Origin of the sequence: Streptomyces sp. NPDC060194 (assembly GCF_042728285.1) — a bacterium.
Taxonomy (GTDB): Bacteria; Actinomycetota; Actinomycetes; order Streptomycetales; family Streptomycetaceae; genus Streptomyces.
This window is the reverse complement of the sequence record NZ_JBHWZH010000077.1, coordinates 16,982-28,246: the sequence shown is the minus strand read 5'-3', so window position 1 is coordinate 28,246 and position 11,265 is coordinate 16,982. Positions and strand designations below refer to the sequence as shown.

Sequence of the window (11,265 nt, the reverse complement as noted above, 5' to 3'; positions counted from 1 at the left end):
GCGGGGAGCGGGCCGGGCCCGACTCCTTTACCGGGAGCGCTCCCGAATTGAATTCCCCCCGCAACGAATTCCAGAAGAGCGCCGAATGTTGAACCGGTAACGAATCCCTTATCCGGAATTGCGGCCCCCGCTTAGGGGAACGGAACGGTTAACTCACCATTTCGGCGCACCGCTCCCCCAAGTGTTGGCCAAAAAAAATCGGCCGACCCGGCTTCCACGGGTAGAGTCCGGCGGCGAGGGCAGTTATTTCACCGACCAGGGAATGCACCTGCCGCGGACGCCGTCCGGCGTCCGGCCGTGGTCGCGTTTCATCCTGTGCACGCGAACCGAGGGATCGCCGATGGCAGCAATAAAAGTCCTCCTGATCGACAACGAACAGATCGTGCTCGACGGTTTACGCAGCCTGCTCGACAGCTTCGACGACTTCCACGTGGTCTCCGCGACCTCCGACGGCGACTCGGCCCTGGAGGGCCTGCGGACGCACCGGCCGCACATCGTCGTCACCAGTCCCAGCGTCACCGGGACGGGCGGGGTGCACGCCGCCCGCCTCATCCGGCGGGACTCGGCACACGTCCGCATCGTCGTCCTCACCTCCCACCAGCAGCCGGTCTTCGTCCGGGAGGCGTTCCTCGCGGGGGCGAACGCCTACCTGTCCCGGGGGATCGGCCGCGAGGAACTGCGCCAGACCCTGCTCGCCGTCCACCGCGACGGGGCGTCGCTGTCCGGCACGGCGGCGGAACTCGTCCTGCGGTTCGCCAGCGGTCGCCACACGGACGACGGCTCGCCGCTGGCCGGCCTGACCCGCCGGGAGCGGCAGATCCTCTCCCTGGTGGCCGACGACCACGAGACCGGCCATATCGCCAGCCACCTGGGGATCAGCCCGAAGACGGTGCGCAACTACCTCAGCCGCATCTACGCCAAGCTCGGGACCCCCAACCGCGTCCAGACCGCGCTGTACGCCAAGCGCTCGCTCGGCCGTCAGGAGGTGCTGCCGCACGGACTCCCGTCCGAGACCTGACCGCACGCCCCGGGCAATCTTGCAGGCCTTCGCCTCATTACGATACGCTGCGAGTAGCGTATCTAATTGATCTTCGAGGAGGAGCGACCTGTGAGCGGCAACCGCTGGTGGACCCTCGTGCTCGTGTGCGTGGGCAGTTTCATGCTGCTGCTCGACGTCACGATCGTGAACATCGCCCTGCCCGAGATCGAGGAGGCACTCGACGCCTCGCTGACCGATCTGCAGTGGGTGGTCGCCGCCTACGCCGTCGCGCTGTCGGCGGCCCTGCTCACCGCGGGGTCGCTGGCGGACCGCTACGGCCGGCGGCTGGTCTTCGCCGTCGGCATGGCGGCGTTCACCGTGGCGTCGCTGCTGTGCGGCATCGCGGGCGACCCACTGGTCCTGAACCTCGCCCGGGTGCTCCAGGGCGTCGGCGCGGCGGCGCTCCTGGCCACCTCGCTGGCGCTGCTCGCCGCCGCCTACCCCGGCACCAAGGACCGCCATCTCGCGCTCGCGGTCTGGGGCGCGATCAGCGGTGCGGCGCTCGCCGTCGGCCCGCTGGCGGGCGGCCTCCTGGTGGAGGCCGCCGGCTGGCGCTGGATCTTCCTGGTGAACCTCCCGATCGGGGCCCTCGCGCTGGTCGGCGCTTTGCTGCGGATGCCGGAGTCGCGGGCCGAGACCTCCGGGCCGGTCGACTGGCCCGGCTTCCTCACCCTCAGCACCGCGCTCGGCTCGCTGTCCTTCGCCCTGCTGCGCGCCAACGAGGCGGGCTGGACCAGCGGCCAGGTCCTCGGCGCGTTCGCGCTCGCCGCGGTCGCCCTGGCGGGCTTCGTCACGGTCGAGCGCACCCGCAGCAACCCCATGCTGCCGGGCGCCGTGTTCAGCAGGATCACCACCACCGGCGCGAGCATCGGGGTGCTGGCGATGAGCTCCACCGCCTTCGCCCTGCTGCTCTACCTGACGCTCTACCTGCAGACCGTCCTCCGCCTCGAACCGCTGGAGGCCGGGCTGCGCCTGCTGCCCCTGACCCTGTCGATCTTCGTCGCCTCGGCGATCGCCGCCCGGCTCGGCTCGCTCGCCCCGGCCCGCTGGCTGGTCTCCGGCGGCCTGGCCTGCATCGGCGTCGGGCTGCTGCTGATGGGCGGCCTCGACCCCGCCGACGACTGGACGGCCCTGCTGGTCGGGCAACTGGTAACCGGCCTCGGGGTCGGACTGGTCAACCCCAACGTGGTGGCCGCCGCCCTGGGCGCGGTCGAGCCCGCCCGCGCCGGCGTCGCGTCGGGGCTCAGCAACACGTTCCGCTCGATGGGCATCGCGCTCGGCGTGGCCGTGATGGGCGCGGTCTTCGCCGACCGGGTCAAGGACTCGGTGGGCGAAGGACTGGCCGGCACCCCCCTGGCCGACCGGGCCGGGGAGCTCGGCCACGCGGTCTCCTCCGGGCAGTTGGGCAAGGTGATCGGGGAACTCCCGGCGCAGGAGCGGGGGTTGTTCGCCGAGGCCGCCAAGGCCGGGTTCGTGGACGGACTCAACTCGATCCTCGTCCTGGCCGCGATCGTCGCCTTCGTCGGGGCGCTGGCCGTCGTCCCGCTGATCAGGGAGCGCGACATCGAGGTCGGCGAGGAGCGGATGCCCGCCGTCGCCGGCCACTGAGAGCCGCAGCACCACCGGCGGGGCCGCCGGCCGCCGAGCCCCGCCGCGTCCTTCGTTCCCCACACCCCAGGAGTCATCGCGGTGCGTACCGAACAGACCACGTGCGTCGTCGTCGGCGGTGGTCCGGCCGGCATGATGGCGGGCCTGCTGCTCGCCCGGCAGGGCGTCGAGGTCGTCGTCGTCGAGAAGCACGGGGACTTCCTGCGCGACTTCCGCGGGGACACCGTCCATCCCTCCACGCTCCGGGTGATCGAGGAGCTGGGCTGGATCGACGAGTTCCTGCGGCTGCCGCACAGCAGGGTCTCCACCATCACGGTCGAGACCCCCGCCGGCCGGACCGACTTCGCCGACTTCTCCAAGATCGGCGGCAAGTACCCCTACATCGCCTTCATGCCGCAGTGGGACGTGCTCGACTTCCTCGCTTCCAAGGGCGCCGCCTACCCGAACTTCAGGCTCGTGCAGAAGGCGGAGGCCGTGGAGCTCGTCCGCGAGGGCGGGCGGGCCACCGGGGTCCGGGCCCGCACCCCCGAGGGCGACCTCGAACTGCGGGCGAACCTGGTGATCGCCGCCGACGGCCGGCACTCGACGATGCGCGCCTCGGCCGGGCTGCGGCCCGCCGCGTCGAAGGCGCCCATGGACGTGCTGTGGTTCCGGCTCAGCCGGTCGCCGGGCGAGGACCTGACCTTCCTGCACACCGGCGAGGGCTTCGTCCTCATCACCATCGACCGCGGCGACTACTGGCAGATGGCCTACGTCATCCCCCAGGGCGCCTACGAGCACGTGCGCGGCGAGGGCGTCGAGCGGCTGAGGGCGGACGTCGCCGCCGTCGACACCGCACTCGGCGAACGGCTCACCCGGGAGATCCGCGACTGGGACGACGTGAAACTGCTGAGCGTGCGGGTCGACCGGCTGCGCACCTGGTACCGGCCGGGCCTGCTCTGCATCGGCGACGCGGCCCACGCGATGTCGCCGGCCGGCGGCGTCGGGATCAACCTGGCCGTGCAGGACGCGGTGGCCGCGGCCCGGATGCTCGGCCCGGCCCTGAAGGCGGGGCGGGTGCCGACCGCCGACGAGCTGCGCCGGGTGCAGCGGCGCAGGGAACTGCCGGTGCGCGCGGTGCAGTTGGCGCAGATCCACATGCTCGCCGACCTCTACCCGAAGGACCGCGGCTCCACGGTGGAGCGCCCCTTCGCGGCCCGGGTCGTGCGGCGCTTCCCCTTCCTCAACGGCTGGACGGCCCGGTTCATCGGGGTCGGGGTCAGGCCCGAGCGGGTCGGCTGACCGGCTCCCTCCGGCCCGGCGGTCAGGCGCTGACGGCGGGCCAGAGGGTGTCGAGGACGGTGTCGGCCCAGTCGGCCGGCACCGCGCCCTGCATCGCGGAGCGCGCGATGAACGAACCGGCCAGCATGCTCACCACGGTCGGGCAGTCGAGGTCGGCCCTCAGGTCGCCCGCGGCGATTCCGTCGCGGAGCGCGGCGAGAAGCACGTCGATCCGCGGCTGGAGCACGCTCTCGCGGAAAGCACGGGAGAATTCGGGATCCTCGTCCCCGCGCAGCAGCGCGGCCACGGCGCGCATTCCGACCACGTCCTCGAGACCGTGGCGGAACTGCCCGAGAAGAAATCCGAGCCGTTCCCGCGTGGAGAGTTCGGCGGGCGGCTCCGGCATGCCCTCGACGAAATCGAGTGCGGCCCGCAGCAGGGCGTAGCGGTCCCGGTAGCGGCGGTAGACCGTGGTTTTCGCGCTGCCGCTCTGCTGCGCGACCGCTTCCATCGTCACACCCTGCGGACCGCGTTCCCGGAGCAATTGCAGGGCGGCCCCGACGATTTCCCGGGACACCTCCGCGCTGCGCGGCCGACCGGGCGCCGGACGGCCGCTGTTCACCTGTCGCATTGGACGAAGTCTAGTGGCTCACCGGCCGGCGTCCCCGGGGTGGAGCGGGACGACGCGGCGGGGGCCGGCGCTCACGCCGGGCCGGTGAGCCGGACGGGGGCACCGGCGGTGAAGAGGCGGCCGAGGCCGCGGAGCATCGCGGCCCGGCCGTCGGTGCTGCGGCCGATCGAGGCCAGCCAGAGCCGGTCGGCGTCGGCGGGCAGGCAGCGCGGGCCGAGACCCGTCAGGGCCTTGCCGGGGCCCACCTCGACGAACGCGGTGACGCCGAGCGCGTCCAGGGCGCGGACGCCGTCGAGGAAGCGGACGGGCCCGCGCATGTGGGCGCTCCAGTGGTCGGGGGCGGCGAGGACGTCCCGGCCGACGCGCTTGCCCGTGACGGAGGAGACCATCGCGAGGCGCGGCTCGGCGAACTCCGGGCCGGCGGCCGCGGCGCGCAGTGCGGCGAGGGACGGCTCCTGGAGCGGGGAGTGCAGGCCCTGCGGAACCGGGAGCGGCGAGTTCCGGACACCCCGCGCGGCCAGCCGGGCGGTGAACCCGCCCAGTTCCGCGGCGGATCCGGACACCGACACGTCGGTGGGCGAGAGCAGGGCGGCCACGTCGAGCCGGGGGAACGGCGCCGCGCGGCCGGGAGCCCCACCGGGAGTGCCGCCGAGGGCCCCACCGGGAGTTCCGCCGGGAGCCCCCTCGGCAGCCCCGTGGGCCCCGGTGCCGTCGGCCGCACCGGCCAGCAGCTCCCGCACCGTCTCCTCGTCGGCGCCGACGACCGCCATGGCCCCGTCGGTGACCCGGGCGGCGAGCGAGGTCTCGGTGGCGAGCAGCGCGACGGCGTCCTCGGCCGTCAGCACCCCGGCCAGGTGCGCGGCGAGGTACTCGCCGGAGCTGAACCCGAGGACGGCGGCCGGCTCCACCCCCCGCGCCCGCCACAGCGCGGCGAGCCCGCAGCCGACGGCGAAGGTCAGCAGGGCGGCGTGCGGAAGGCGGTGGATGCGCGGGCCGGCGTCGGGCGCGAGGTACCGGGCGAGCGGCTCCTCGACGTGCGGCGCGGCCGCGGTGGCGCAGCGGTCGAAGGCCTCGCGGTAGACGGGCTCGGCCGCGTACAGGTCCTGGCCCATGCCGGCGAACTGGGCGCCCTGCCCGCTGCACAGGAAGGCGACCCGCGGGCCGCCGGGCACGGCCCGCGCGGCGGCGACGCCGCGCACGTGCTCGTCACCGGCGAGGTGGGCGGACAGGGCGTCGGCGAGTGCGGCGGCGCTGTGCCCGGTCACGGCGATCCGGTGCACGGCGTCCCCGGTGACGCCGGCCCGCCGCGAGCGGCACAGGGGCTCGGGCGAGTCGGCGCCCAGGGCGGTCAGCAGGTCCAGCGTCGCGCGGGCCAGCTCGCCGAGGCCGCCGGGGGTGGGCGCGGCGAGCGTCAGCAGGTGGGCGGCGGTCACGGCGGTCCCCTCAGACGTCGGTGCGGGCCAGGGCGCGGCACCAGGCGGCGCCCGCGTCGGCCAGGGCGATGGGGAAGGCCATGAACGTGAACGGCCCCTCGGGCAGGTCGCGCAGCCTGGCCAACCCCTCGATCTGCAGGAACTCGCGCCTCCTGCCGTGCATGTGGGCCGGCCACAGCACGGCGGGGTCACGGGTGCGGAAGAACGTCTCGACCATCGCGCGGGCCGGTCCGTCGAAGCTCCAGCAGTCGGTGCCGAGCACCTTGACCCCGAGGTCGAGCAGGTGGTCGACGGCCTCGGGCGAGATCGCGGTGGACTCGGTGTAGTAGGCGGGGGTGCCCAGGCGCAGGTCGGAGTCGGTGCGGAACAGCACGACGCTGCCGGGTCCGGGGCGCGCCCCGGTCCGGTCGAGCGCGTCCTTGACGTCCGCGGCGGTGACCGCGCCCCGGACGTCGCGGACGTCGAGGACGACACCGGGCCCGCTGAACCAGTCGAGCGGCAGGTCCATGACCTTCTTGGCCGGCTTTCCCTCGCACTCCGGGCCGTAGTGGAAGGGCGCGTCCACGTGGGTGCCCTGGTGGACGGACATCCGGTAGAACTCGTTCGACAGGAAGCAGCCGCCGGGCACGTCCTGCTCGCTCAGCCGCCGCCGGCCGGTCAGCCAGCGGACGTGGTTGACGATCCGGTCCCGGCGGGTGTCGCCGGGCAGGGCGCGGATGCGCCGGGACAGGTGGCCGATGCCGTCGCGGTGCAGCCACTGCTCGAACTCGACGCCGGGGGCCTGCCGGCGGATCGGGATGCTCAGGTCGATGTAGGCGGATGCGTCGTCCGCGGAGTCCGGGAGCGCGCGGGCGGGGGTCGTCACGTCTCACACCTCGCTGTTCGGGGCCGCCGTGCGCGACGGCCTGGGGTAGGGGAGCCAGGCGGGCGTGGAGCGGCGGTAGCGCCCGTACTCCTCGCCGAAGGTCTTCAGCAGGCTGGGCTCCTCCACGCGGCGGGCCGCCGCGAAGGACACCCCGAGCACGACCGCGGCCCAGCCGGCGACGGCGGGCGCGGACCAGAGCAGGCTCTCGCCCAGGAGGAGGAGGGTCATCCCGGCGGCCATCGGGTTCCTGACGAACCGGTAACCGCCGCCGGTGACCAGGTACTCCGGCGGCAGGTCGCCCAGCGGGGTCGCCTGGCGGAGGTACACCCGGTCGACGGCGTCCGCCGTCAGGCACGCCCCGAGCAGGACGAGCCCGACGCCGGCGGGCACTCCGGCCGCGGGCGGCAGCGGGAGCGGGGGGCCGGGGAGCAGGCCGCCGAGGACGGTCGGGACGACCCCGGCGACCACGGCCGGGACCGCGAGCGGCCCGGGCCGCCAGGTGCGGCGCGCGGCGGGTACGGGGGAGGTGGGCATGGGGGCGGTGTGCCTCCTGTCCTGTCGGAGCACGGAACCGGTGCGGGCCGCGGGGCGGGCCGCGGGGGCCGGGGCGGGCGCGCCGGACGAAGGGGGGAAGGCGCGTCCGCCCCGGGGTGCGCGGGGCGGGTCCGTCAGGACCTGGCGGTGACCGCGCCCGACTCGATCTTCTGCTTGATGCCGGCCTGGTTCTCCCGGGTGTGCAGGTTCATCCGCTCCAGGACGGTCTCCAGCGGCACCGTGAACTCCGGGTCGAGCTCGAAGTCCTGGATCCAGGTCATGAGCGTCCCCGCGGGGTCGGGGGTGCACGTCCAGCGCAGGTGCATGAACCCGAACGGGAAGAGCGGGTCCCGGCGTTCGGCGACGGCCACCAGCTCCCGGTGGTCGAGGATCCGCCAGGAGCGCCAGGTGGCGCCCTCCTCGTTGGTCAGCTCGAAGACGATCTCGGTCCAGCGGCCGTCGCGCTCCTCGGAGACGACCCTGGCCTTGCTGTACTCGTTGAAGATCTCCGACCAGCGCTCGATGTCGTTGGTGATGTCGAAGACCTGGCGGGGGTCCGCCGCGATGACGATGCTGTTCTCGATCCTGGGCACGGTCCTCATCCCTTCTCGGCGGCCGCCGCGGCCGGGACCCGGGTGAGCCGGGTCATGCAGGCGACCAGGTCGCCGACGGTCAGGAACGCGTCCTCGGCGTCGGCGTCGACGCTCACGCCGAAGCGCTTCTCCAGGGCGACGATGATCTCCACGAGTTCGGTGGAGTCGATGTCGAGGTCGTCGGCCAGCCGCGTGCCGTCGGCCAGTTCCTCCTCCTCGAAGCCGACCTGGCGCATGACCGAGATCACCTCGGCCCGGATGTCGGTGTCCACGGGCACTGTCTCTTCCTCTCCTCGTCGGTCCTTCGGGGCGCCGCTCAGCCCGCGAGGGCGACGGCGACGGCCACACCGGCCTCGTGGGTGATGCTGATGTTCAGTCGGGTGAGGCCGCTCAGCCGGAAGGCCTCCGCGGCCCGGCCGGTGAGCCTCGGCAGCGGTTCCCCCGCGGCACCGCGGCCGATCTCGACGTCGTGCCAGCCGACGCCTGCGCCGCGGCCCCCGAAGGTCTTGCCGATCGCCTCCTTCGCCGCCAGCCGGCCGGCGAGGAAGCCCACCCGGTGGCGGTGCGAGGCGTCGGCGCACAGCCGCAGCTCGGCCGGGGTCAGCAGCCGGGCCACGAGCCGGTCGCCGCGCCGGCGCACCATGCCGTCGAGCCGGGGGACGTCGACCACGTCGACGCCGACGGCCCGCACGGTGACGGCCCCGAGGACGGGCGGGGGGACGGGCAGCGCCCAGGGGTTGGCGATGCGCCGGGCGACCTCGTCGGCCACCGTCTCGGTCAGCTCCGCAGCAGCAGACACGCGTTCACCCCTCCGAGCCCGCGGGACACGACCAGCGAGTGCTGCCACGCCCCGGTCTCCCGGGCCGCGCCCCGGACGAGGTCCAGGTCGATGCCGGGCGCGGGGCGGTCGAGGTTCGGCGTCGGCGGGACCTGCCCGGCGCGCGAGGCCGCCAGGGCGAGTACGGCGTCGGCCGGGGCGGCGCCGCCGAGCAGGTGGCCGAAGCCGGCCTTGGGCGCGGTGACCGGCAGACCGGCGGCCGCGCTGCCGAACGCCTCGTGGAGGGCGTAGCCCTCGGTGACGTCCTCGAAGGGCACGCCGGAGCCGTGGGCGAAGACCGCGCCGAGGTCGCCGGCGGTGATCCCGGCCTGCTCGACGGCGGCCGTCATGGCCCGGCCGAGCACCTCGCCGGTGGGCTCCACCGTGTAGTACGGCATGTAGCCGTCGGAGCTGAGCCCCCAGCCGGCCAGTTCGCCGAGGATCGCGGCCCCGCGGGCCTCGGCGGTCTCGCGGCGCTCCATGATCAGGAAGACCGCTCCCTCGGCGAAGACGCTGCCGCCGTGCCCGGCGTCGAAGGGCCGGTAGAGCTGGTGGGGTGCGAGGTTCCCGCGCGCCTTGGCGCCGAGCCCGCTGGTCTCCAGGCAGAGCCAGCCGTAGGGCGAGAGGGGGGCCTCGACGCCGCCGGCGATGACCATGTCGGCCTGGTCGCGCTGGAGCAGCTGCGCCGCCCCGATCAGCGCGTAGGCGCCGCTGGCCCGGTCGGCGACGAAGGTGCGGGCGGGGCCCTTGACGCCCTGGTCGATGCAGATGTTGCCCTGCGGCGCGGCGGGGAACCAGGCGGTGGCCTGGTAGGGGCTGACGGACCGGGGCCCGTCGGTCCACAGGCTGCGCAGCTCGCGCTCGGCGAACTCCCAGCCGCCGAGCACGTTGCCGACCATCACGCCGGTGCGCTCGGCGGGGACGTCCTCGCCGACGGTGAGCCCGGCCTCGGCCAGGGCCTGCCGGACGGCGTGCACGGCGAGGTGGGTGAAGCGGTCGGTGCGCTTGACGAAGCGCGAGGGCAGGTGGTCGGCGGCGTCGAAGTCGGCCTGCCCGGCGACCGGGCAGGCGTAGTCGGCGGCGTCGAACCGGTCGATGGCGGTGACGGCGGGCCGTCCCTCGCGGACGGACTCCCACAGGGCCTCCGTCCCGTTACCGGCGGGGGTGACCGCGCCGATGCCCGTGATGACGACGGCGCTCATCGGCCCGCCTCCCCGGTTCCGGAGCGGGTGACCATCGCGGCGTGCAGGCCGGCGAAGCCGCTGGCGTCCTTGAGAATCACGTCGCCCTCCCAGGGCCGCCCGGCGCCCGGCACGTAGTCCAGGTCGCAGGTCGGGTCGGCGGTCTCGTAGTTCGCCGTGGGGTGCACGAAGGAGTTCCGGTAGGCGAGGGCGCAGAGCACGATCTCTACGGCGCTGGCGGCCGAGAGGGCGTGGCCGAGCATCGACTTGGCCGAGTTGACCGGCACCTGACGGGCCCGCTCGCCGAGCGCGAGCTTCAGGGCGCTGGTCTCGCAGGTGTCGTTCTGCGGGGTGGAACTGCCGTGCGAGCTGACGTGGTCGACGTCCTCGGGCCGCACCCCGGCGTCCGCCATCGCCTGGGTCATGGCCCGGGTCAGGTCCTCCCCGTCGGAGAGCAGGTCGGTCATGTGGACGGCGTTGGAGGTGTGGCTGAATCCGGCGATCTCCATGTACGGCGTCGCCCCGCGGGCCAGCGCGTGCTGCTTCTCCTCCAGGACGACGATCCCGCAGGCCTCGCCGAGGACGAAGCCGTTGCGGTCCGCGTCGTAGGGGCGGGACGCCGCGTCGGGGCGGTCGGCGAAGTCGCGGGAGAGGCAGTTGATGATCTCGAACGAGGCGATCGTGACGGGGGTGATGGGGGCCTCGCTCGCGCCGGCGATCATGACGTCGGCCTCGCCGTGCCGGATGGCCTCGAAGGCGTGGCCGACGGCGTCGATCCCGCCGATGCAGCCGGTGGAGAGGGTGACGCAGGGGCCCTGGGCGCCGAGGAGCGCGGAGAGCACCACCCCGGGCGTGTTGGACATCGAGGCCAGGTACAGCCCGCGACCGGCCAGCTTGGGGTCGATGGGCTTGCGCCCCCGGTCGGTGACGGCGAGGAACTCCTCCTCCATCCGCGGGGTTCCGCAGATGGCCGTCGACAGGGAGATGCCGGTCCGCTCGGGCGCGTATCCGCCGGATTCCAGTCCGGCGTCCCTGAGGGCCTGCAGCGAGGCCGCGACCGCGAACTGCGAGAAACGGTCGAGCCGCTGGATCTCGGGCGGCAGGGCGGGAATGTGGTCCTCGAAGTCGGGGACCTCCGCTATCGCGTCCGAGAGGAATTCGAAGGAGTCGAAGAGGGCGGAACTCCTGATCTCCCCCAGTGATTTGGTGACGCTCTTGCCGGACGACACGACGTCCCACAGGGCGTCCGTCCCGGTACCGGCCGGGCTGATGACGCCCAGGCCGGTGACGACTACTTCTCGCAT

At 73.8% G+C, this 11,265-nt stretch carries 12 protein-coding genes; 3 read left to right on the top strand and 9 right to left on the bottom strand.

Features of this window, described 5'->3' with window-relative positions:
* The first annotated feature begins 340 nt into the window (after positions 1-340).
* The 3 genes from ACFWEG_RS18090 to ACFWEG_RS18080 all read left to right on the top strand — a co-directional run bounded on the left by ACFWEG_RS18090 (position 341) and on the right by ACFWEG_RS18080 (position 3,928).
* A complete protein-coding gene (locus tag ACFWEG_RS18090; RefSeq protein ID WP_387216123.1) occupies positions 341-1,018 on the top strand; it encodes a response regulator in 678 nt (225 codons plus the stop codon).
* A gap of 90 nt (positions 1,019-1,108) precedes the next feature.
* Complete coding sequence (locus tag ACFWEG_RS18085; RefSeq protein ID WP_387216121.1) at positions 1,109-2,647, top strand: MFS transporter; 1,539 nt, start codon at positions 1,109-1,111, stop codon at positions 2,645-2,647.
* Positions 2,648-2,728: 81 nt separating this feature from the next.
* Complete coding sequence (locus ACFWEG_RS18080) at positions 2,729-3,928, top strand: FAD-dependent oxidoreductase (RefSeq protein ID WP_387216119.1); 1,200 nt, start codon at positions 2,729-2,731, stop codon at positions 3,926-3,928.
* Between the two features lie 22 nt (positions 3,929-3,950).
* On the opposite strand, the gene ACFWEG_RS18075 is transcribed toward ACFWEG_RS18080, so the two are convergent.
* The 9 genes from ACFWEG_RS18075 to ACFWEG_RS18035 form a co-directional block, all read right to left on the bottom strand.
* Complete coding sequence (locus tag ACFWEG_RS18075; protein WP_387216117.1) at positions 3,951-4,538, bottom strand: TetR/AcrR family transcriptional regulator; 588 nt, start codon at positions 4,536-4,538, stop codon at positions 3,951-3,953.
* Positions 4,539-4,609: 71 nt separating this feature from the next.
* Positions 4,610-5,971 carry an acyltransferase domain-containing protein gene (locus ACFWEG_RS18070; RefSeq protein WP_387216115.1) on the bottom strand — a complete coding sequence of 454 codons (1,362 nt, stop codon included), beginning with the start codon at positions 5,969-5,971 and terminating at the stop codon, positions 4,610-4,612.
* Between the two features lie 10 nt (positions 5,972-5,981).
* Positions 5,982-6,836, bottom strand: a complete 855-nt coding sequence (locus ACFWEG_RS18065; RefSeq protein ID WP_387216113.1) for a cyclase family protein — start codon at positions 6,834-6,836, stop codon at positions 5,982-5,984.
* A gap of 3 nt (positions 6,837-6,839) precedes the next feature.
* A complete protein-coding gene (locus tag ACFWEG_RS18060; protein WP_387216111.1) occupies positions 6,840-7,370 on the bottom strand; it encodes a methyltransferase family protein in 531 nt (176 codons plus the stop codon).
* Between the two features lie 134 nt (positions 7,371-7,504).
* Positions 7,505-7,963 carry an SRPBCC family protein gene (locus tag ACFWEG_RS18055; protein ID WP_387216109.1) on the bottom strand — a complete coding sequence of 153 codons (459 nt, stop codon included), beginning with the start codon at positions 7,961-7,963 and terminating at the stop codon, positions 7,505-7,507.
* 5 nt (positions 7,964-7,968) lie between these two features.
* The gene (locus ACFWEG_RS18050) at positions 7,969-8,235 is read right to left on the bottom strand and encodes an acyl carrier protein (RefSeq protein ID WP_387216107.1); all 267 of its coding nucleotides are present in this window, start codon (positions 8,233-8,235) and stop codon (positions 7,969-7,971) included.
* 44 nt (positions 8,236-8,279) lie between these two features.
* Positions 8,280-8,762 carry a holo-ACP synthase gene (acpS, locus tag ACFWEG_RS18045; protein WP_387216105.1) on the bottom strand — a complete coding sequence of 161 codons (483 nt, stop codon included), beginning with the start codon at positions 8,760-8,762 and terminating at the stop codon, positions 8,280-8,282.
* Positions 8,741-9,982, bottom strand: coding sequence for a beta-ketoacyl-[acyl-carrier-protein] synthase family protein (locus ACFWEG_RS18040; RefSeq protein ID WP_387216103.1), 1,242 nt, complete (start codon positions 9,980-9,982; stop codon positions 8,741-8,743). The genes acpS and ACFWEG_RS18040 overlap by 22 nt, the downstream gene beginning before the upstream one ends.
* Positions 9,979-11,265, bottom strand: a complete 1,287-nt coding sequence (locus tag ACFWEG_RS18035; RefSeq protein WP_387216101.1) for a beta-ketoacyl-[acyl-carrier-protein] synthase family protein — start codon at positions 11,263-11,265, stop codon at positions 9,979-9,981. Before ACFWEG_RS18035 ends, ACFWEG_RS18040 begins: the two co-directional genes overlap by 4 nt.

What these genes read in the sequence shown, in the direction of transcription:
- ACFWEG_RS18090 (WP_387216123.1), top strand. Translation starts at nt 341, where the DNA reads ATGGCAGCAATAAAAGTCCTCCTGATCGACAACGAACAGATCGTGCTC.
- ACFWEG_RS18075 (WP_387216117.1), bottom strand. Translation starts at nt 4,538, where the DNA reads ATGCGACAGGTGAACAGCGGCCGTCCGGCGCCCGGTCGGCCGCGCAGC.
- ACFWEG_RS18035 (WP_387216101.1), bottom strand. Translation starts at nt 11,265, where the DNA reads ATGCGAGAAGTAGTCGTCACCGGCCTGGGCGTCATCAGCCCGGCCGGT.
- ACFWEG_RS18040 (WP_387216103.1), bottom strand. Translation starts at nt 9,982, where the DNA reads ATGAGCGCCGTCGTCATCACGGGCATCGGCGCGGTCACCCCCGCCGGT.
- ACFWEG_RS18060 (WP_387216111.1), bottom strand. Translation starts at nt 7,370, where the DNA reads ATGCCCACCTCCCCCGTACCCGCCGCGCGCCGCACCTGGCGGCCCGGG.